The 21,120-nt window shown below is 40.0% G+C and carries 17 protein-coding genes; 11 read left to right on the top strand and 6 right to left on the bottom strand.

What is annotated here, in order from left to right; all coding sequences use genetic code 11:
- The first annotated feature begins 130 nt into the window (after positions 1-130).
- Entirely contained in the window at positions 131-2,044 is a 1,914-nt protein-coding gene (locus tag MuYL_RS15150; RefSeq protein WP_094571371.1) for a polysaccharide biosynthesis protein, read from the top strand.
- Between the two features lie 145 nt (positions 2,045-2,189).
- Positions 2,190-2,909 carry an RluA family pseudouridine synthase gene (locus MuYL_RS15145; protein WP_094571370.1) on the top strand — a complete coding sequence of 240 codons (720 nt, stop codon included), beginning with the start codon at positions 2,190-2,192 and terminating at the stop codon, positions 2,907-2,909.
- 69 nt (positions 2,910-2,978) lie between these two features.
- On the opposite strand, the gene coaD is transcribed toward MuYL_RS15145, so the two are convergent.
- Positions 2,979-3,440 (bottom strand): pantetheine-phosphate adenylyltransferase, encoded by a 462-nt coding sequence (gene coaD / locus MuYL_RS15140; protein ID WP_094571369.1) that lies wholly within the window; start codon positions 3,438-3,440, stop codon positions 2,979-2,981.
- A gap of 181 nt (positions 3,441-3,621) precedes the next feature.
- On the opposite strand from coaD, the gene MuYL_RS15135 reads away from it, so the two are divergent.
- From MuYL_RS15135 to MuYL_RS15120, 4 genes are read left to right on the top strand one after another with little or no spacing between them, the layout of a single operon-like run.
- Positions 3,622-4,518, top strand: coding sequence for a decaprenyl-phosphate phosphoribosyltransferase (locus MuYL_RS15135; protein WP_094571368.1), 897 nt, complete (start codon positions 3,622-3,624; stop codon positions 4,516-4,518).
- A gap of 56 nt (positions 4,519-4,574) precedes the next feature.
- Positions 4,575-5,912 carry an FAD-binding oxidoreductase gene (locus MuYL_RS15130; protein WP_094571367.1) on the top strand — a complete coding sequence of 446 codons (1,338 nt, stop codon included), beginning with the start codon at positions 4,575-4,577 and terminating at the stop codon, positions 5,910-5,912.
- 5 nt (positions 5,913-5,917) lie between these two features.
- Positions 5,918-6,649, top strand: a complete 732-nt coding sequence (locus tag MuYL_RS15125) for an SDR family oxidoreductase (RefSeq protein WP_094571366.1) — start codon at positions 5,918-5,920, stop codon at positions 6,647-6,649.
- Positions 6,646-7,239 (top strand): HAD-IB family hydrolase, encoded by a 594-nt coding sequence (locus MuYL_RS15120; protein WP_094571365.1) that lies wholly within the window; start codon positions 6,646-6,648, stop codon positions 7,237-7,239. Before MuYL_RS15125 ends, MuYL_RS15120 begins: the two co-directional genes overlap by 4 nt.
- Before the next feature lie 70 nt (positions 7,240-7,309).
- Here MuYL_RS15120 and MuYL_RS15115 read toward each other — a convergent pair whose 3' ends face one another.
- From MuYL_RS15115 to MuYL_RS15100, 4 genes are all read right to left on the bottom strand, one after another.
- Positions 7,310-8,971: a hypothetical protein gene (locus tag MuYL_RS15115; protein WP_094571364.1), complete on the bottom strand. Its 1,662-nt coding sequence runs from the start codon at positions 8,969-8,971 to the stop codon at positions 7,310-7,312.
- A 66-nt stretch (positions 8,972-9,037) separates the two neighbouring features.
- A complete protein-coding gene (gene rsmD, locus MuYL_RS15110) occupies positions 9,038-9,571 on the bottom strand; it encodes a 16S rRNA (guanine(966)-N(2))-methyltransferase RsmD (protein ID WP_094571363.1) in 534 nt (177 codons plus the stop codon).
- On the bottom strand, positions 9,547-10,353 hold the full coding sequence (locus MuYL_RS15105; RefSeq protein WP_094571362.1) for a DUF3822 family protein: 807 nt from the start codon (positions 10,351-10,353) through the stop codon (positions 9,547-9,549). Before MuYL_RS15105 ends, rsmD begins: the two co-directional genes overlap by 25 nt.
- 98 nt (positions 10,354-10,451) lie before the next feature.
- Positions 10,452-11,678 (bottom strand): acyltransferase family protein, encoded by a 1,227-nt coding sequence (locus MuYL_RS15100; RefSeq protein WP_094571361.1) that lies wholly within the window; start codon positions 11,676-11,678, stop codon positions 10,452-10,454.
- A gap of 274 nt (positions 11,679-11,952) precedes the next feature.
- Between MuYL_RS15100 and MuYL_RS15095 the strand changes: the two genes are divergently transcribed.
- The 4 genes from MuYL_RS15095 to MuYL_RS15085 all read left to right on the top strand — a co-directional run bounded on the left by MuYL_RS15095 (position 11,953) and on the right by MuYL_RS15085 (position 19,526).
- Positions 11,953-13,377, top strand: a complete 1,425-nt coding sequence (locus MuYL_RS15095) for an ATP-dependent DNA helicase (RefSeq protein WP_094571360.1) — start codon at positions 11,953-11,955, stop codon at positions 13,375-13,377.
- Positions 13,378-13,470: 93 nt separating this feature from the next.
- On the top strand, positions 13,471-14,367 hold the full coding sequence (locus MuYL_RS15090) for a cation diffusion facilitator family transporter (protein ID WP_094571359.1): 897 nt from the start codon (positions 13,471-13,473) through the stop codon (positions 14,365-14,367).
- A 179-nt stretch (positions 14,368-14,546) separates the two neighbouring features.
- Positions 14,547-14,702: a lmo0937 family membrane protein gene (locus tag MuYL_RS23260; RefSeq protein WP_157740862.1), complete on the top strand. Its 156-nt coding sequence runs from the start codon at positions 14,547-14,549 to the stop codon at positions 14,700-14,702.
- Between the two features lie 162 nt (positions 14,703-14,864).
- Complete coding sequence (locus MuYL_RS15085; RefSeq protein WP_094571358.1) at positions 14,865-19,526, top strand: DUF3320 domain-containing protein; 4,662 nt, start codon at positions 14,865-14,867, stop codon at positions 19,524-19,526.
- A 79-nt stretch (positions 19,527-19,605) separates the two neighbouring features.
- On the opposite strand, the gene MuYL_RS15080 is transcribed toward MuYL_RS15085, so the two are convergent.
- A complete protein-coding gene (locus MuYL_RS15080; RefSeq protein WP_094571357.1) occupies positions 19,606-20,265 on the bottom strand; it encodes a flavodoxin family protein in 660 nt (219 codons plus the stop codon).
- Positions 20,266-20,452: 187 nt separating this feature from the next.
- On the opposite strand from MuYL_RS15080, the gene MuYL_RS15075 reads away from it, so the two are divergent.
- Complete coding sequence (locus tag MuYL_RS15075) at positions 20,453-21,022, top strand: NADPH-dependent FMN reductase (RefSeq protein WP_094571356.1); 570 nt, start codon at positions 20,453-20,455, stop codon at positions 21,020-21,022.
- Positions 21,023-21,120: the final 98 nt, after the last annotated feature.

The following is a 21,120-nucleotide window of genomic DNA, read 5'->3' as shown; positions in this document are numbered from 1 at the left end:
GCTCGGAATGAGTTTTTCATAATAAATCAATCAGTTGTTGATGGGTTTTAAAAAAAATTAGCAAAAATCTTATATATTTCGTATTTTTATAAAAAGATAGAGTTTAATTATTTAGCTAAATAACAGTCATATGAAAAAGTATTTACTATTTAATAAAGTGGTTCCGCGCTGGGTTATAGTGATATTAGATTTCCTAATTGTTGCTGTTTCATTTTCTACATCGTACTTCATCGTATATCGTTTTGAGTTCATAAATATATTAAGGGGGTACTTTTTTATATATACCGATTTGTACTGTGTGCTTTCTTTGGCCATAATGTATTTAATGAGGATTCATACAGGGCTTATACGTTATTCAAATACCCGGGATGTGTTACGAATTTTTAGTGCTGTATTTTTGTGTTCCCTGGTTTATTTGCTTGTAGTAAATTTTTGGATTTTACCGCGCTGGCCCGTTAGTAGTGTTACCATAAACATGATAATGCTTGTAAACTTTTCAGTGTCCAGCACATTATTGATTTTATTGCGTACAGCGGTAAAGAGCGCTTATTATTTTATAAATAACTATTCAAATACAACTAAAACCGTGGTACTTATTTATGGATCAGATACAAGCGCGGTTCTAGTAAAACAGGCATTGGAGAGTAGCGTAAAAACTAATTTTTCTGTGATAGGCTTTGTTGATGATGATCCTAATAAAATCAATAAAGAAATTCAGCAGCTTAAGGTATATGATATTGATAAGCTTGATAAGTTGATAGCAAAACGTAAAGTGAATAAGCTTATAATAATGAATCATCATCTTGATGAAGAGGCCAAAAAAATCGCACTTGAGAAATGCCTCGCACTTGGCATTCAGGTGCTCACTGTGCCGCCATCTGACCAGTGGATTTACGGAAAGCTTAATATGCAGCAGATAAAGGACTTGAAAATTGAAGACCTGCTGCAGCGCAAGCCAATTCAAATTGATACTACAAAAATTTCCGAAGACTTACAAGGCAGGAGGGTTTTAGTAACCGGTGCTGCAGGGTCAATTGGTTCTGAAATAGTACAGCAGGTTTTAAGCTATAAGCCAGGTGCTATCATTTTATGTGATCAGGCTGAGTCGCCTTTGCACGAGCTTCGGCTTTTGGTAGAGGAAAATTTCCCCGATGTGCCGATAAAAATATTTATAGCTGACATCAGAAATTATGCACGTATGCGGAAGCTGTTTGTTGACTATAAGCCCGAAGTAGTATTTCATGCCGCCGCGTACAAGCATGTACCTATGATTGAAGAGAATCCGACAGAAGGGGTATTGACCAATGTAATTGGCACCAAGTATGTCGCTGATCTTTCTATCGCGTTTGGAGTTGATAAATTTGTCATGATTTCCACCGATAAAGCTGTTAATCCATCAAACGTTATGGGCGCAACAAAGCGTATTGCTGAAATTTACATCCAGTCGCTTAAAAATGATCCGGACAATAACGGACATACCCGTTTTATCACCACAAGATTTGGCAATGTACTGGGATCAAACGGCTCAGTAATTCCGCGATTTAAGGCCCAAATCCAAAAGGGCGGGCCGATAACGGTAACTCATCCCGAGATTACACGTTATTTTATGACGATACCTGAAGCTGTGCATTTGGTGTTGGAAGCGGGAACTATGGGCACCGGTGGGGAAATATTTATCTTCGATATGGGCGACCCGGTAAAAATTACAGACCTCGCTTTGAAGATGATAAAGCTTGCCGGCTTCCAGCCTGAAAGGGACATTAAAATTGTGTACTCAGGATTAAGGCCAGGCGAGAAGCTATACGAAGAATTACTAAATGATGGTGAGAACACCATGCCAACCTACCACGAGAAAATAAAGATCTCGCAGGTCATAGACTATTCTTATGATCAAGTAAACAGCGATATCAGCGAGTTAATTGCATTAAATAAGCAAAACGACGCGATGGGCGTGGTAAACAAGATGAAAGAAATTGTTCCCGAATTTATCAGTAAGAACTCCGAATACGAAGAGCTTGATAATAAAGATGTTTCGGTTGTTTAGTAATTCGGTAGGATTAAGGCGCTTAGATAAAAAAGTAAGAAAATTTTGTTGGGTATAATAACCCCCTTAACAAAACATTACAATAGCAATTTACCCATTTGCTTTGTTAGATTAATTTCATTCTTAAACCGTATTTTTGCGGGCTATGAAGTTTCCAAAATTTGCTGACCTGATATTATTTGAAGATGATGATATAATAGTGGTTAATAAGCCGCCCTTTATAAGCTCTCTGGATGAGCGTGAAGGTGGCGAAGTTAATATGCTGCGTCTCGCTAAACAATATTCGGAAGATGCACAGATATGTCACCGGTTGGATAAAGAAACCTCTGGGGCTTTAATTATAGCTAAGAATCCCGAGGCGTACCGTAATGTATCAATGCAGTTTGAAAAGCGGCAAGTAAAAAAGGTTTACCACGCCATTATTGACGGTACACATGTGTTTGAAAACTTGCTGATTGACTTGCCCATATTAAACGTTGGCAAAGGCAATGTAACTATAAGCAGGCAGGACGGCAAAAGAGCTGAAACTTGGTTCCAGTCGCTAAAGTATTTTAAACATTACACATTAGTGGAATGTCGCCCTGTTACTGGTCGAATGCACCAGATCCGTATTCACCTGGCAACACAAAGGGCTTCAATCGCAGGAGACGAAATGTATAAGGGCCAGCCAGTTTTTCTTTCAAAAATAAAGCGCAAGTATCACCTTGGTAAAGACCAGGAAGAGCATCCTATAATGAAACGGTTTGCGCTGCATGCTTATGAGGTTAGCTTTAAACTGGTCGAAGGGAAAGATATAACTATTCACGCTCCTTATCCGAAGGACTTTGAAACATTATTGAAACAGTTAGAAAAGTTTGATAGTTAGTTTCTCAGGTTGATCATATCAGGTAGTGTATTCTGAAAAACTGCTCGTCTTGATTCGTGAATCCTTTTTTTACAGGTAAGCTAATGCCTCTTTGGGGATAAACTGGCTAACATCGCCATTATAACGCATAATTTCACGTACGATACTTGAGCTTATAGACGAATACCCAGGTTTACTAACAATAAAAATACTCTCAATTTCCGGGTTTAGTGAATGGTTCATTTGCGCAATCGCTTTTTCGTATTCAAAATCCGAAACGGTGCGGATGCCGCGGATCATGTATTCTGCCCCTATGCTTTTACAAAAATTAACGGTTAAACCTTCATATGCCACAATATGAATCCTTGGATCAGTCTCGAATACAGCCCGCAGCATTTGCTCTCTTTTTTCAACACTTAATAGCCCGGCTTTTGTGCTGTTAACACCGATGCCGATATAAACCTTATCAAACAGGCTGACCGACCGCTTTACGATGTCAACATGTGCCTTAGTGATTGGATCAAATGATCCGGGAAAAAGAGCGATCTTCATTTTAGCGCTTGTTTATCAAACAAATTTATAAATCATTATCTAATATCGTCAATTAATTGCGACCAGCTAACTTAATAATACCGTTACCCAATTTCCGGATGTTTATTAGTTAGCTTACACTAAATATATCACATCGCAACTCTTAAGCGCTAAGGTGCGTAATAAGCTTAATTTACAATTGATGAAATATTATATAAAGCTTTTACGACCTAGGGACTGGGCGAAGAACTTTTTTCTTTTTGTACCATCTTTTTTTGCAAAGTATATTTTTACTTCAGAGAAAATATGGTTTCTTATAGCCGGCTTTGCTGCGTTTTGTTGTATAGCAAGCAGTATTTATATAATTAATGATTATCGCGATATCGACGATGACCGTAAACACCCTGTTAAGTCAAAACGTCCTTTAGCGTCGGGAATGGTTAAGCCGGTTTACGCAATAATTATCTTGGTACTTCTTTTAATTACCGGGATTGGATTTGCTTTCTTTGCAAATCCGTCGCTTGAGTTTTTACTGGTGCTGGCTGTGTATTTTGTGGTTAACCTGGCTTATTCTTTTGGGCTTAAGAATATTGCTATCCTTGATATTTTAATATTAGCTTCGGGTTTTGTTTTCAGGGTAAAAGCTGGCGCAATTATTACACATGTGGACTGTTCGGAGTGGCTAATTATCATGACCTTCCTGCTGGCGTTGTTTATGGCAATTGGCAAACGCCGGGATGACTTGCTATTAAAGGAAGCGTCAGGTGCTGAAATGCGAAAATCAGTAACAGGGTATAACCTTGAGTTTTTAAATACTATGCTGGGACTTTTTAGCGCCATAATTATAGTTGCTTACATAAGTTACACGCAGTCGCCAAAAACAATTAATAGGCTGGGTACCTATCGTCTTTATTATTCGAGCGTTTTTGTAATAGCTGGCATAATGCGTTACATGCAGTTGGTTTTTGTAAAACAAAATTCAGGGTCACCAACAGATATACTTTATAAAGATCGTTTTATACAAACAACTATTCTTTTATGGATAATTAGCATTTATATCATATTGTATTTATTGCCAAGCAGTCCGATTTTTAATTAATGACAAATGTATTTCAGGGAAGTTGAAGATAAATTGATAACAATATACTTAGTTCAATGAAAACAAAGATCGCCAACTGGGGAAATTACCCTGTTATAGAAAGTAAAGAAGAACGCTTTGTTTTCGCGGATCAGCTGGACACCCTTATCAAGGATCAACAGCCATTTATTGCCCGAGGTAACGGGCGGTGTTATGGTGATGCATCTTTGTCAGCAAGAACTATATCAACACTGAAATTTGACAAGGTTCTTTCCTTCAATGCTGATGCCGGTTTTTTTGAATGTCAGAGCGGTATTACTTTAGACCAAATACTCGCTGTTATTGTACCTAAAGGCTGGTTCTTGCCGGTAACGCCCGGCACTAAGTTTATTACAATTGGCGGTGCCTTGGCGAGTGACGTACACGGGAAAAATCATCACGTTGATGGTTCCATATCCAATCATGTTATCGAATTTGATATGGTGCTGGCGTCGGATGAGGTGGTCACCTGCTCACCGGTTAATAATTCGGAATTATTTGAAGCTACCTGTGGTGGTATGGGGCTAACCGGGGTTATTACCCGGGTAAAATTTAGGCTTAAGAAGATTGAAACGTCGCTTATCAGGCAAAAGCAGGTAAAGGCGGCAAATCTGCAGGAGCTGATTGAACTTTTTGATACCTATAAAGATTATACCTATTCAGTCGCTTGGATTGATTGTCTAAAAAAAGGAGCGCATTTTGGCCGCAGTATTTTGATACTGGGCGAACATGCAACAATTGCCGAAGTTAATGAAAACCAGCGCAGCAATCCATTAGCACTGCCAGTAAACAAACAAATAGTATTTCCGATAAATATGCCTGGATGGGTGCTCAACAAGTTTACCGTTAAGGCATTTAATTTTTTATACTATGCTAAAAACTTAAAAAAGGAAATAAACAATATAGTATCATACGAGCCTTTTTTTTACCCGCTTGATAAGGTTTTGCACTGGAACAGGTTATACGGTAAAAAGGGTTTTGTGCAGTATCAGTTTGTATTACCACTTAATGCCAGGCAAGGCCTAGTCGAAATTATGAACAGAATTTCTGACGAAGGCCTGGGCTCGTTCCTTGCGGTATTGAAGGTTTTTGGAAAGCAGGAAAGCATGATCTCGTTTCCGAAAGAAGGCTACACATTAGCTTTAGACTTTCCGATACGTAAAGGCCTTTTAGATTTTTTGGACGAATTGGATGAATTAGTGCTAAAATACAACGGGAGGTTGTATATGTCCAAAGATGCAAGGATGAAACCTCAGATGCTGACTGGTGGTTACCCTGAGTTGGAGAAGTTTAAATCAATCATAAAAAGATATAACCCGGATGGGAAAATTAGGTCTGTTCAGTCTGACCGCTTACTACTAACTGAAATTAAATAAAATTCATGGAAACCGTTCTTATACTGGGTGCAACTTCAGACATCGGCATAGCGATTGCAAAGAAATTTGCCGCTCAAAAATATAATATACAGTTGGCAGCAAGAAAGGCCGAACAATTAGTGGCTATTAAGAGCGATATTGAGATTCGTTACAATGTTGAATGTACCGCACATGAGTTTGATGCCATACACTATCATACCCATACTTCTTTTTTCGAAAATTTAAACCCGAAACCAGATATTACGATATCCATTTTTGGTGCAATGTATGAAGAAGATAATGCTTTTGACGAGTGGGACTTAACTCAAATGATGATAAATGTAAATTATACCGGGGTTGTTTCAATATTGAATATCGCAGCAAAGTTTTATACCGGCCGTAAAAAAGGAACTATTATAGGTATTAGCTCAGTGGCAGGCGATAGGGGGAGGGCTAGTAAACTTATTTATGGGAGTTCTAAAGCGGCGTTGTCGGCTTACCTTGATGGGTTAAGAAACAAATGTTTTAAAGATAATGTACATGTTATGACGGTTAAGCCTGGATTTGTTTATACCAGGATGACCGAAAATTTACCATTGCCAAAGGCACTTACATCAACACCTGATGAAGTGGCTGATATTATTTACAGCGCTTTCAAAAGTAAGAAGAACACCATTTACATAAAATGGTTTTGGCGATATATTATGTTGATTATAAAAAATATACCTGAATTTCAGTTTAAAAAAATGAAGTTGTGAGAAAAATTGCATTTTTTGATTTCGATGGAACTATTACTACAAAAGATACATTGTTTGAGGTAATAAAATACCAAAAGGGGAAAGCTGGTTTTTACACTGGCTTTTTGCTTAATTCACCGGTTTTAGTGGCGCTTAAATTGAAGTTGATATCAAACCAGGCCGCGAAGGAAAAAATACTAAGGTATTTTTTTAGAGGCACAGAGCTTAAAGTCTTCCAGCAGGGCTGTGATCAGTTTATTGATCATGCATTGCCATCTATGTTACGTTCAGGTGCCATGGATGAAATAAACAGGCTGAAAGCTGCCGGTTTTGAAATTGTTGTGGTGTCGGCATCGCCTTTAAACTGGATAAAAAAATGGACCGTAGCAGAAGGGTTGGGTTTAATTGCTACGAGATTGCAGGAAATAAACGGAGTGATTACCGGCAATATAGATGGCATAAACAATAATATGGAAGAAAAAGCCTCGAGGATAAGGGCCCAATTTAACCTCGCGGAATATGAGGCAATTTACTGTTACGGCGATTCAAGTGGTGATAAAGCCATGCTGGCCCTTGCCACAAAGGCATTTTACAAGCCTTTCAGAAATTGAAATATCTAGTCGGTGAATAGGTTTTAACTAAAGTGTCTATCTTGTATTTAGCTGGCTTACTTTGTCTTTTTCAAAGTTCACCAGGTAAGTTTTTTTTGTTGATCCCGAAAGACATGAGTGTGTAAGAACCATTTTTAAACAGCACTTTGTTGCTTGCAAAAGCAGGTGTTTTTAACTTTGCATAATCGCGGTTGGTCAGCAAAACTATTCTTACTTTATAAGCATTAAATAATTCAACAGCACTTGCCGGGGAACCCGAACCCAGATAATTGAGCATGGTGTTCCTATCACTTTCCCGCTGATCGTAACTGAGATATGGATTGGAGAAGTACGTCTCTACTGATACCATTTTTATAGCTGTGGGCATTACCGGAAATAGTGATAAATCATGCTCACAAAGCAAAACATTATTTAGCGGTATGTTTTTTTCAATAAAATTATAGATTTCAATTTTGTCTTTTTCGTTTCCTTTGGCAATTGATTCGGCTCGCGATTCCTTGAAATCCGTCCGGTTAATATAAATAGGAAAATAAACCATGCCGTACAGTAATACCGCAGCTATAAACAAGTTGTTTGATGATTTTAGCTTACTGAGCGCCGGAATGCTGGTGATCAGGATTTGGAAAAGATAGATAAACCCAAATGCAAAGAAAATAGATTGCAGGGACTTAAGGTAAAAAAAGTAATGAAAAGCCGGGATGGTATCAGGAAGATGGATGATATTAAGGCGGTCGAGTGTTGGTACAACCGATTCATAAACATACATGAATATCGTAATAATGAGCCAGCTGAATATAATTTGGCGAATAAGCTTGTTATCCTGTTTTTTATAGAACCATATTCCGCCAATTATAGCGATCAGCAAGCTGAAAGTAATATTTGTTTTCAACATGGTTACTGATGATTTTCTCTCAAAAATACCTGGAGCGCATTCTAATATGGCTCTGTTTACAAAGTGGAAATGATATTTTCCCCAAACGAAGTACAGAAAGGGCGAAGCACATAGTAAAAAGGGTATGGCAGCAACAATTCCCTGTAAAAGGTATGTTTTAATGGATTGATATTCCTTTTGCCTTATTGCTTTAATGATTTTTTGAAGCTGCAACGAAATCAGTATTAAAATGATTAAGATGGCTGGTGCTGAATGGCCAAGGAAGGTTATCCCAATTGATGCGCCAAGCAATACGAACCACCTAATTTGCTGCGTTGAAAAGGCCTTGTAGCAAAAGATAACATTTATGTAAAACAAAAATTGTACAAATGAGTCGGATATTAGCCACGGTGAATAGGTTGCAGCTCCCCAGCAGGGTAGATTGCCGGTTGCTAAAAAAAGAAAAGAAAGCAATGCTGCTAAAGCTGTTTTTATATCAAACAGTTTTGAAACCATTATAAAAAACGCAAGAGGGCTGATAATATTTAAAAAGGCGCCTGCGCGCGCTACAACGATATTGATAGGAAGGCCCGTAAGTTTTACTATTAGAGTTTCGGTTAAAAAAAGCAGGGGGTTGTACCACATATATTGGCCCGCGTAGTTGGCGTCCTGCCCGTAATGGCCGTTAAGAGTAGTCCGGATATAGGCAATGTCACGGTCAAAATCGGGTTCGTTGGCCCAGTGAAGGTCATGTACTGTTCTATAACACTGCACAAAGGCAGCAAGTATCATAATAATGCAGGCTAACCAATATTTTGTATTATCCTTTAACTGCATGCTTTGGGAGTCGGCTATAATCATTAGGGGGATGATTTTTTATAAATTATTATAACCTTTTATACTGCCGGTCGTGCATTTAAGTTACATTTAGTTGTCAAAAAATGAAAACGATGAATGTCCATATTTTCGCTGTTCAGTAAATGCAGTGTGATTGCTGAGATTTTGCAGCGATTGATGCTCAACTATGAGTAAGCCACCTGGCGAGAGCAGGTTTTTCTCAAATACAATTTTTGGGATCTCAGGGATCTTATTCATATCATACGGCGGGTCGGCAAATACAAGGTCGAACTGTTCCGTTTCCAGCTGCAAATATTTAAATACATCGTCTTTAAATGCTTTTATACTTGACAAACCATGTTGGCGGGCAGCATCTTTAAGATAATTTATACAGTGAATGCTGCGGTCAACAGATATTACCTGTTCTGCCCCACGCGAAGCAAACTCCATCGAAATATTTCCGGTGCCGCTGAAAAGGTCAAGCACTCTGATGCCTTCGAATTCTATTTTATTTTGCAGAATATTAAAGAGGGCTTCTTTTGCAAGGTCGGTAGTTGGCCTAACCGGGAGATTTTTGGGCGGATTAAGCCTCAATCCTTTTAAACTACCTCCGATGATCCGCATAATGATAAAGCGGCAAGTGCCAGGAATTTATGTGAAGCCATTTGACCGGGTAATTCAAGTATCTTCATACTGTTTAACTCGATTTTTGGATAAAAACTGGCCAGCCTTGCCAGATTTTTATCTCCAGGTATAACATCACCACTTATTACAAGAGTGATGAATTGTGGTTTTAAATTCAGTTCTTCGGTTACGAATGTGGTAAAGTATGCAAGTTCATCATCGCTTTTAAATTCAAAAGAGTTGTAAAAGCGCAGTGTGTTTAAAGCAAAATAAAGAAATTGTACCCTTCCGGTACTTATATCCAGGTATAAGTTATTGTTTTGGGGGATACTTTTCTCAATAGCTTTTATCCATCCTTTAGCGGTATAAACTGTATTTTTCAATCCGAATTTCTCTACTAAAGAAACCAGGTAATCATTTGTTTTATATATGATAGCGTTTACGTCGTCAAGGTTTTGAGCAAATACTTTGTCATTGTCCTTAACATCGAGAAAGCGGGCAAAACCTGAAACGTGCTCTTCTCTGAATAAACTATTAGGGATAAGGGTTAAACCCGACGCTGGCATCCCGATGATTACTTTTTTATAAGTAGCCGACAACAGGTCATTTAGCGCCATTGGTTGAACAAGTTCCTGCAAATCGCAGTTTTGGGCCGAAACCAGTAAGTTGGTTTCATTAACAACGGCGTAACTAAATGACGTTGCCTCAATTTGTAGTAATAAAGTGTAACTGTAAGCCTGGTACAGGTTAAAGTTATCGGTATAATTGTTGTTGTCGCTCATGCAGATAAGCAAAAGTAATTATTTTTTGTTATTTGCTATCTGCTATCTGTAATATTAACAACCTTATTGCTTTAGCTTAATTTATTAACCAATTGCTATTATTGACGGCCAGATTGAGTGACAGAAACTGACCTAAAGGGTAATTTTTGTTCATTTGCCGGGCTATCTGCAGCTTTATTCCTCTTAAAATAATTCATTACAGCAGGTTGCAGCCAGTTTTCAAGGGAGTAGGCTATTGCCAGGATGATAGGTAAACTAACCAGCACATACAGAAGTACATTATGAAGTAATTTAGAAAAAACGAACAAAACTGTATAATGCGTAATATATAGGGGGTATGAATATTTACCCATGATTGCGCCCGACTTAGTGATAAAATTTTTCACCCTGATTTTTAAGTTGAAAACGTCGATCAGGTAACCAATTCCCATATAAAGATATGGGAAGGTGCTGTAAATAATGGCGTTTTTTAGGGGCATATACCGAATGGTAAGTGCTGCAATAACAAATACGGTGTGAGGAACAACTAAATAGATCATTTTAATTTTCCTCCCTGCGGGTGGTAGTTGCAGGCAATACCTGAAAAAAGGGATCGCGAACAGCGAAAAAATGAAATACTTAAGCGGATCATAGAAATTTGGTGAAAACTGCATCCTTGAAATTAACGGCAGTATCCCCAGGCTAAAAAGAACGGTATATTTTTCTACATAAAAATAATCGCGGTACTGGTAAATGTAATATCCAACTATCCAAACAGAAGAGAACGCGAATATAGCAATGACGTGGGTTAGCGCATCGCGCTCTAACCTGAAGAAATAGAGCGGTATAGCTATCAATGAGAGAAGGAACCAATAAAACATTACCTTTTTTTGATTGCGGCCAATGGTTAACGCAAACAAAACGTAAAAGGCAACCTCAAAAGACAAAGACCATACCGGCAGGTTGCTTTGAATACTGGCAACAATGTAACCCATATAATCCTCCATGGTGCTTACTACAAAAAAGTTACCAATGATAGTCTTAAAAGAAGGGAATGCGGTGCTGGTAATATACAATGCGATAAATGCCAATAACATGCCAACAACAAACTGGGGGTAGATACGGATAAACCGATTTCGTATAAATTCAAACCTGGATTTGGGTTTTTTGCTTTCTGACAGATTAATAACCAGGCCAGATAACATAAAAAACATGATCAGGGCGTCGGTACCCCAATACGCGGTTAGCCTTGTCGGGTGACCTGTGGGAGCAAGAAAAGCAATATGCCAGCCTAATATAAATACAGTTGAAACTCCTCTCAGGAATTCGAGGTAAATTTTTTTCATAACGATGGTTATAGAATCCGCAAAAACCTTCCTGCATTCTTACGGATACCCGGGGATGTAGGTTGCATTTCGGGGTTTTAAATCAGTATTGCATTATTAAATGAGGTCGTTATAACCAGATGCTTGTTGCTGTGTGGTAATAGTCCGGCGGCCGGTTATCGGATTTTGAAGAACAGGCGTTGTTAACCGAACCGTAGCATATGAATGGTGGTACCCGTTAATTAATTCTTAAATTTACCCTTGTAATAAATTAACAAAATCAGCTACCCAACTAATGCCCGCCGATAATATTCAAAAAGCATTTCCGCACGAAGCCACGCAACAACAATTGGAACTGTTTGGCAAGATTGATGAGTTTTTGCTAAGCAATAATGGCTACGAATGTTTTATTTTAAAAGGGTACGCCGGTACGGGCAAAACCACTATAGTAAGTGCGCTGGTAAAGGCTTTACGCAGCTATAACTTTAAATATGTATTGCTGGCACCTACCGGGCGCGCAGCAAAGGTGATCACGGCTTATTCAGGTAGAAAGGCTTTCACCATTCATAAAAAGATCTATCGTAAAAAATCAGCGGCTAACCTTGATGAGGGTTTCTTAATTGGAGATAATATTGCAGAAAATACACTTTTTATTGTTGATGAGGCTTCAATGATATCTGACGATATTGGTATCGGCCAGAAAGCCTCGCTGTTATATGACCTGATAAATTACACCTATAATACAAAAAACTGTAAACTGATGCTGGTTGGCGATACAGCACAGTTGCCGCCCGTGGGCTCAGATGACAGCCCGGCCCTCAACCCTAAATTTATGAAAGACAGGTTTGGCCTTGATATATTTACCTATGAACTTACCGACGTGCTGCGCCAGCAAAAAGACTCGGGCATATTGTTTAATGTTACAAAGGTTAGGGATATCATTAGACGTGGCAAGGAAAAGATGCCTCAGATAATTACCAAAGGCTATAAGGATGTGTACAGCATGAGAGGGGATATGCTTGAGGAAGGGCTTAATTACGCTTATAATAAATATGGTAATGATAATACGCTGGTTATTTGCAGGTCGAACAAAAATGCGAATGCCTATAATCGGCAAATTAGGAACCGGATTTTGTACCGCGAGGAAGAGCTTACCGGGGGCGACCAGGTGATGGTGGTAAAGAATAACTATTTCTGGATGCAGGAAAAGGAAGAAAACAGTACCGGGTTTATAGCCAATGGGGATATTGCCCGCATAAAAAAGGTTCGCCGCTTTGAGGATATGTATGGTTTTCGCTTTGCCGATGTGCAGCTGGAATTTATTGATTACGCAGAAGATCCGGTTATTGACTGTAAGATAATGATGGATACCTTGTATTCAGAGGCACCTGCTTTGTTGCAGGACGATCAAAAAAGATTTTACCAGGAAGTGATGAAAGACTATGAGCATATTCCCAATAAACGAGCTAAGTGGAACGAGCTTAAGCAAAATCCTTACTATAACGCACTGCAAATAAAATTTGCCTACGCGATCACCTGTCACAAGGCGCAGGGCGGGCAATGGGATGCGGTGTTTATTGACCAGGGGTATCTAACGGAAGAAATGGTTAATACTGATTTTTTGCGTTGGTTTTACACTGCATGCACCCGTGCTGTTACGGAACTTTATTTGGTTAATTTTAACAAGCAGTTTTTTGTTAAAGGCGAAGATCCGGATTGACTTCTTTTTATTCCGGAAGTTAGATTAAAAAGGTTTAGTTAGTAATAACTTATCTATTCAACTAATTTATCAAAGGCGTGTTGTACCGCAAGGATGAAATCAAAAACTTTTATTTATGTTTCTTTGGCTGTTGATTTGCTTATTGCAACATCAAAATTTACTGCAGCTACATTTACCGGCAGTTCGTCAATGGTATCTGAAGGGGTTCATTCTATAATTGACGCTGTAAGCCAGCTTTTGATTATATGGGGGATTAAAAACAGCAGGCGTAAAGCGGATCTTAGCAGGCCGTTTGGATACGGGAAGGAGCTGTATTTCTGGTCATTTATAGTATCATTAATGATATTTGTTTTGGGCGGATGTGTGTCCGTTTACCAGGGAGTATTGCGGTTGGAGCATCCGGTACTTGATGATCACCAGGCCTGGGATTACAGTGTTTTGATTATAGCATTTATATTTACCTGTGTATCCCTTTATTTTACAGGAAAAGAATTTAACAGGCAACGCGGCAGCATTCCATTTTGGAAAGCAATAAAGCAAACCAGGGACTCATCAACAATCATCGTACTTTTAGGAGATGTAGGCGATTTGCTGGGATTGATAGTTGCTTTTTTGGGAGTCTTTTTAGGCCACCTGCTTAATAACGCTTACTATGACAGCATTGCATCAATGACTATTGGTCTGATAATGGTGTGTATTTCGGCGGTGTTAGTGCGCGAAAGCAAGAGTTTGTTGCTTGGCGAATCTACAAGCCGCAAAACGCTCCGGAAAATTATAATGCTCACCCAGTCTGACATCGCTGTTATTAAAGTAAAAAAGCATTTCAGTACTTACATGTCACCGGAAGAGGTTTTGTTGCAATTGAACACAGTTTTCAAAGATGATTTAACTACGCGCCAGATTACCGATGCTATTGAACGCATCACTAAAGCCATTCAAATGGAATTCCCTAAAATAAAACAGATCTTTATTGAGCCGGTCAGGGAGTAACAAACTCTTGGCAACGCTGCGTTTTTATACCCATTACTTCCGGGTATATCTAATATCCTGTACTCACAACCGTACGTTTTACCAAACAACTTTTACAGTCACCGTACAAATAAAAGCAGCAAATACTTTGGCACGGTTTTTAAGTGATAGGTAATACATTTAACTAAAAAAACAACACTATGAGATCACTACTTTATATCATCGCAGTCATTATGATAATTGGATGGGCGATAGGGGTATTTGCGTACTCAGCAACAGGTTTAATTCATGCATTATTGGTAATTGCTATAATTGCATTTCTTATTGGAATTATCAGGAACCCGACAACGGTCTGAAATAATTATTCATAAATAAGTTGAAAACATTGAGGGCGGTCTTTAGAGATCGCCTTTATTGTTTAATAAAATGTACTTTACTGTTATTTAATTTGACAGTATTTATCGGCCCGATGGTCGGTCACTAATAATCCGTATGTTTATAATTTCTTAAACAATACTATGCAGGAAACTATTTTATCCCGCCTGGAGGCATCGCGTAAAGAATTATTGGATCTTGGTTTACGCAATCCTTTACTTAATTACAAAACATCAAAAGCCCGCGGGTTGCACATTATACAGGAAAAGTCGGTTTTTATATATGACATACTGGCAAAGCAAAATAAAGCAATGACATTTTTGGGGCTTCCTGAAAACCCAAACGGGGAAGAGGGGACTTTGTTGCCTGTGCTTTCGCAACCCGAACTGCAGGAAGCTTACCAGGATACCAAACTTCAAACCAGTGAAAATGATGTTAAACTACAGGTAAAGCTTTTAAATACTTATTATTTTGCGCGGACAAGCATCGAAGAGCAAGGTGTCAACTCGTTATATCTTTCACTGGGAATGTTAAATTGGTATGAGGATGGTAATAACGGGGATGTAAGGCGGGCACCACTGCTGCTCGTACCTGTGTTACTGGAGCGGTCAAGTGCAAATGAACGTTTCAGGCTTAAGTACAGCGGGGTAGAAATCGGCGCTAATCTTTCGCTGCAGGCAAAAATGCTCACTGATTTTAATGTAACAATTCCTGATCTTCCCGAAACAGATGAGTTTAACATTGAACAGTATTTTGCTGATATCAAAAGTCGCATTGCCCGTTATTCCAACTGGGAAATCGAACGCGATGCCATAGAGTTAGGCTTTTTTTCATTTGGTAAGTTTATGATCTATCATGACTTGGATAGCAGTAAATGGCCGGAAAATGAACTGCCGTACAATCATCCCAACATCAGTGCCCTTTTTACAGATGGTTTTAAAGATGCCGAACCTACTGCAACCGAAGATGATTATCTGGATACGGATACTGTTGCTAACGATTTGTTCCAGGTAGTTGATGCAGACAGTTCCCAGGTGCTGGCTATGCTGGCCGTAAATGAAGGCAGAAATATGGTAATACAGGGCCCCCCGGGAACAGGGAAATCCCAAACCATTACCAATATGATAGCTAACGCGGTGGGGCAAGGAAAAAAGGTATTGTTTGTGGCCGAAAAAATGGCCGCCCTTGATGTCGTGAAAAGACGCCTGGATGCTATTAATTTGGGTGAAGCCTGCCTGGAACTTCATAGCCACAAAGCAAATAAAAAAGAACTGCACGAAGAATTAAAGCGGGTGCTTGAGCTTGGGAAACCTAATTTTGACTCAATTCAGCAGGAACTGCTTTTGCTTGAAACGTATCGAAATGAACTGAACGAATATTGCAATGCGATAAACAATGCTATTATAGGGAGCGGTTTATCTGCCCAGATGGTTATCGGGTTTTTACTTGCTATTTCTAAAGTATCGTCGCAACAGCATTTGCCAAAGATAGCCCTCGCAGAAATTGAGAAATGGAATGTGGACCGTATAAGCCGCGCGGAAGCTATGGCCGACAGGATACAGACACGCTTGACGGACATCGGTATACCTGCAAAGTTACTCTTTTGGGGGAGCCGCCTTACTATTTTATTGCCGCATGAGGAACAGGCTATCCAGCAATTACTATCAGTTGCATTACTGGCTTTAACAGAATTGCAAATGGCAGCTGAAACTATTGCGGGCCAGTTTGGCGTTGACACACCTAACAACAGGCAGGGTGCAGGTAAGCTTTTAGAATTGTGTAAGCTGGCCTACCAGCGTCCTGATCTAAAAGGGGTCAATATAGATACTGACGAATGGGTTTTAAACCAGCGTGACATAGCTGAATTATTGGAGGCAGGCAAACACTTTGCTGAACTACGCCAGCAATATAAGGATTTATTAACGCCAGAGGCATGGGCGCAAAACGTTTTAGAAATGCGCCAAAACCTTATGGCTTATGGCGATAAATGGTATAAATTCACTATAGCTGCTTATGGGGACAGTAAAAAGCAGCTCGCATCTATAAGCAAAGTACCGTTGCCGTCTGGCGCAGCCGAAAAAATTAAGATAGTTGATGCAATTTCTGAATCTCGGAGGCTGGAAAATATTTTAAACGAGCTTGAGCCGCTTGCCACAAGATTATTTGGAAAACGTTGGATGAAGCAGCGGTCAGACTGGGACGCGTTATTGAAAGTCGCCTATTATCTCGCTCAGCTACAAACGGCGATTGCCGGAGGCTCCGTTCCAAGGACAATTATTGAATACCTGTTAAAAACAGAACAAAGTAGTTCAGCAAAAGCTAGCTTCGATCAACTTTCCCTGAAACTTGATACACAAGAGCAAAGTTTGCAAGCCGTTTTGGATAAGTTACAGATCGATCCGGCGGTACGGTCACCCGGCACCTCCATAAATCAATTATTTTTTCGGGTTCAGCAGCAAACTATTGAAGACTGGATAAGCCGCTTGGCGGAGCTTCAAAAAATGATTGCCTGGAATAACCTGGCTAAGGTTGCCGGGGAGGAAGGGCTGTCAGTTTTAATTAACACTTCTTTAGAATGGGAGGCAGCCGCTGTATATTTGAAAACTGCACTGCAAAAAACCTGGTATGAATATCTTATTGAGCAAGCTTTTTCGTTTAATCCGGCGCTGGTGAAGTTTGAACGCGCCAGTCACGAGGAGGTAATAGAAAAGTTTAAAAAGCTCGATCTGCTTAACCTGCATTACAATCGTGCACGGGTGGCCCTTAAACATTGGGAAGGCGTACCACGGCAGCAAGCTGGTGGCCAGGTAAATATTTTGCGGAGCGAGTTTAATAAAAAATCGCGGTTAATGCCTATTCGTAAATTAATTTCGGAAGCTGCCCTGGCTATCCAGGCTATTAAGCCGGTTATTATGATGAGCCCAATGTCGATAGCTAACTTTTTTGCCCCGGGTAGTATTGAATTTGACCTGGTTATATTTGACGAAGCCAGCCAGGTAAGGCCTGTTGAGGCATTGGGTGCTATAGCAAGGGCTAAGCAGTTGGTAGTTGTAGGCGATTCAAAACAACTACCGCCCACAAGTTTTTTTGATAAATTAAATACTGAAATTGAAGACGAGGACAACGTAACCGCCGACCTGCAAAGTATATTGGGCATGTGTGATGCACAAGGGGCGCCACAGCGGATGTTAAGGTGGCATTATCGCAGCAGGCACGAATCGCTCATCAGTCTTTCGAACAGGGAGTTTTACGAAAATAAATTGGTGATATTTCCAAGTCCCGGTTCAAAAACACGTATGGGGCTTTCCTTCCACCACCTGGAAAATGCGGTTTATGACAGGGGAAATACCCGGACGAACCCGCTGGAGGCGGAAGCAGTTGCGGATGCCGTTATCTATCATGCTCTACACAATGCCAAACAAAGTCTTGGCGTGGTTGCTTTTAGCACTGCGCAAATGCAGGCTATTCAAAACACACTGGAAGGACGACGGAGACTCCATCCCGAATTGGAGAACTTTTTTCGCAACCATGTGCATGAACCTTTCTTTGTAAAAAATCTGGAGAATGTTCAGGGCGACGAGCGTGATGTTATTTTTATTAGTATAGGCTATGGGCGAACGGAAGAAGGTAAGGTGCCGATGAGTTTCGGCCCGTTAAACAATGAAGGCGGCGAGCGGCGGTTAAATGTATTAATAACCCGTGCAAAGTTGCGGTGCGAAGTGTTTACAAATATCACCGCTGAAGATATAAAACCAACTGAATCAACGAAATTTGGAATAAGGGCGCTGAAAAGCTTTCTTTATTTTGCACAACATGGCCGTTTTGACACGCCAGGTGAAGCAATTATCAACAGGAACCGGCCTTTTGAAGACGAGGTGGCCGACCAGCTTGCCGCCAATGGCTACACGGTAAGGAAGAAAGTAGGTTCGGAAGCTTTTTATATTGATTTGGCAATTGTTGATTCACTTAATCCGGGACGATATATTTTGGGGATTGAGTGCGATGGGGAAGCCTATGCGTCGGCAAAGTCAGCGAGCGACAGGGACCGCCTGCGTAAGCAAGTTATGGAAACGATGGGCTGGAAGATCTTTCGGATCTGGAGCACAGACTGGTTTCGAAACCCTAAACTCGAATTGAACCGATTGGTTGCTGCAATTGAAAAGGCCAAAGAACTTACTGTAAACGATGATAGTGCAGAAGAAACAGCGGGCCACGAGGTAGTACAGGTTAACCGGGAAAAGGGTGCCGAAGTTAAAAGCGGCCTTCCGCTTTACGAAATTACAACACTACCAGCCGAAGTTTCCAGGCAAGATTTACACCTCCATTCTTTCGCTCAACTTGCTGCGTGGATAACGCTGATAGCGAAAACGGAAGGGCCCGTTCATTTTGATGAGATGGTGCGCCGAATGGCAGATGCTGCTGGTGTAAAGATAAGCTCAAGGGTTAAATACACTATAAATCAGGCTGCTGATTATGCAAAGCAAACAGCAGCTGTAAAAGCTGTTGGTGATTTTATTTGGCCAAAGGGAATGGAACTGCCGCTGTTGCGCGACAGGAGCAATCTTTCATCAACTTCAAAAAAGCTGCAATATATTGCCTCTGAAGAAATTGATTTGGCTATTAAAAAAGTTGTAGCGGAAGCGATAGGAATACAACGGGAGGCTGCTGTTTCAATAGTGGCTAAAACGCTTGGGTTTAACCGGGTAACGGAAGATATAAGGAATGATTTGATGCATGCTGTTGACCTGAGCCTGGCTGCCGGGAGTATTGTAAAAGACGGAGAATTTTTAAAAATACCAGGTTGATATTTGATTATAAATGATCCGCTGGTGGAATGTAGTATTGGGTGTTATTTGGCCGGAATAGATTTAATCGTTCACTCGTTTAATCACGTTTACTTTCCTTTTTCGCCAGTTCTTTTAATGCTCTTAAATTACTATCAATGGGATTCGTTTTTAAAAGCTTCGCAAAGTAAGTTAGGTTGGCTATCATCCAGCGGAGGGTGTAATTGGTATAGAAAAATTTCTCGCCTCCTGCTTCAACATAGTCCTCGCCACCGCCGGCCATGCCTACCCAGTAAGCGTTCACATTAGGTGGTATTGTAAAGCCTAATTCCTGAAGTGCCCATAATATTTGTGCAGCACAGGCGTGGGCGCCGTCTTCATTTCCGGTTATAAGGCACCCTGCCACTTTGTTATAGGTAAAATATTGACCTGTTATTGGATCTGCAAATTCCTCATTATGAAATATTGCATCCAATCGCTCTATCATCCGCTGGGTAGTTGATGCGATATGTCCCATCCATATCGGAGTGGCGATAATTAATATATTACACTTTTTTATTTTATCTAACACAGATGGCCATTCATCACCTTTCCCCATATTTATATCGGTACCGGGTTTAATATCATAGTCAACCAGGCGGATCACTTCAGTTTGTATGCCGTTATCTTTAAACTGCTGTTCCGCCTTTTCAATTAAAGCGCCTGTATTGGAAAACTGAGGTGAGGGTTTCAGTGTGCAATTGATAAATAAAGCTTTCATTGCTAATTGATTAAAATAGTAAACTGAAAGTTTAACATGGCAACAGTCATATTGTTAGCAGAAATATGTATTTAGTTATGAACTGTCTGAAAATTATAGATAATAACCACTTAATTACTTAAAGATTACCTAAGAGATACAATAGTTGTTTAAACATGTAATATTTTTGTATCAAAAAACTATAAGTATGTATAAGCTCAAAATAATATCATCAACTGTACGGCCGGGCCGTAAAGGGCCAATAGTGGCTAATTGGATAACCGAAATAGCAAAGGAGCACGGCTTCGAAGCAGAGTTACTTGACTTGGGTGAAATTAGCCTGCCGCTGATGAATGAGGCTATTCATCCTATAATGCGCCAGTATGAACATGAGCATACCAAACAATGGAGTGAAAAAATTGATGAGGCTGATGCCTTTATATTTGTTACCGCAGAGTATGACTATAGCTACCCGGCTTCATTAAAAAATGCTTTGGAATACCTGGTACACGAGTGGGCATATAAACCTGCCGGAATAGTGAGCTACAGCGCCGGAGCGTTCGCCGGAGTGAGAGCTGTGATGAGCCTTAAGTCTGACCTGCTTTCCTTAAAGACAGTTTCTCTTAGCGAAATGGTAAACATTCCGATGCTGCACCAATTCATTAACGAAGAAAACTCGTTTGTAGCTGATGAAAGATTGAGCAAGGCAGCTACACTAATGCTTGATCAGTTGTTACGCTGGACCAAGGGGCTAAAGATGATTAAAGACGATAAGTAAAGTGAGTAGTAAACAGCGGTAGGCTATAGCTTCTGGGTGTTGTTATATACCCACATAAACCAACAAAATTGATTGACCTTGGACTATTCGCCATGGTC

The sequence above is a fragment of the Mucilaginibacter xinganensis genome (assembly GCF_002257585.1).
In the GTDB taxonomy this organism is placed as follows: domain Bacteria; phylum Bacteroidota; class Bacteroidia; order Sphingobacteriales; family Sphingobacteriaceae; genus Mucilaginibacter; species Mucilaginibacter xinganensis.
This window is presented reverse-complemented; position numbering and strand designations above follow the sequence as displayed.

What these genes read in the sequence shown, in the direction of transcription:
- MuYL_RS15090 (WP_094571359.1), top strand. Translation starts at nt 13,471, where the DNA reads ATGAAATCAAAAACTTTTATTTATGTTTCTTTGGCTGTTGATTTGCTT.
- MuYL_RS15150 (WP_094571371.1), top strand. Translation starts at nt 131, where the DNA reads ATGAAAAAGTATTTACTATTTAATAAAGTGGTTCCGCGCTGGGTTATA.
- MuYL_RS15075 (WP_094571356.1), top strand. Translation starts at nt 20,453, where the DNA reads ATGTATAAGCTCAAAATAATATCATCAACTGTACGGCCGGGCCGTAAA.
- rsmD (WP_094571363.1), bottom strand. Translation starts at nt 9,571, where the DNA reads ATGCGGATCATCGGAGGTAGTTTAAAAGGATTGAGGCTTAATCCGCCC.
- MuYL_RS15135 (WP_094571368.1), top strand. Translation starts at nt 3,622, where the DNA reads ATGAAATATTATATAAAGCTTTTACGACCTAGGGACTGGGCGAAGAAC.
- MuYL_RS15130 (WP_094571367.1), top strand. Translation starts at nt 4,575, where the DNA reads ATGAAAACAAAGATCGCCAACTGGGGAAATTACCCTGTTATAGAAAGT.
- MuYL_RS15080 (WP_094571357.1), bottom strand. Translation starts at nt 20,265, where the DNA reads ATGAAAGCTTTATTTATCAATTGCACACTGAAACCCTCACCTCAGTTT.
- MuYL_RS15085 (WP_094571358.1), top strand. Translation starts at nt 14,865, where the DNA reads ATGCAGGAAACTATTTTATCCCGCCTGGAGGCATCGCGTAAAGAATTA.
- MuYL_RS15100 (WP_094571361.1), bottom strand. Translation starts at nt 11,678, where the DNA reads ATGAAAAAAATTTACCTCGAATTCCTGAGAGGAGTTTCAACTGTATTT.
- MuYL_RS23260 (WP_157740862.1), top strand. Translation starts at nt 14,547, where the DNA reads ATGAGATCACTACTTTATATCATCGCAGTCATTATGATAATTGGATGG.
- MuYL_RS15105 (WP_094571362.1), bottom strand. Translation starts at nt 10,353, where the DNA reads ATGAGCGACAACAACAATTATACCGATAACTTTAACCTGTACCAGGCT.
- coaD (WP_094571369.1), bottom strand. Translation starts at nt 3,440, where the DNA reads ATGAAGATCGCTCTTTTTCCCGGATCATTTGATCCAATCACTAAGGCA.
- MuYL_RS15095 (WP_094571360.1), top strand. Translation starts at nt 11,953, where the DNA reads ATGCCCGCCGATAATATTCAAAAAGCATTTCCGCACGAAGCCACGCAA.
- MuYL_RS15125 (WP_094571366.1), top strand. Translation starts at nt 5,918, where the DNA reads ATGGAAACCGTTCTTATACTGGGTGCAACTTCAGACATCGGCATAGCG.
- MuYL_RS15145 (WP_094571370.1), top strand. Translation starts at nt 2,190, where the DNA reads ATGAAGTTTCCAAAATTTGCTGACCTGATATTATTTGAAGATGATGAT.
- MuYL_RS15115 (WP_094571364.1), bottom strand. Translation starts at nt 8,971, where the DNA reads ATGATTATAGCCGACTCCCAAAGCATGCAGTTAAAGGATAATACAAAA.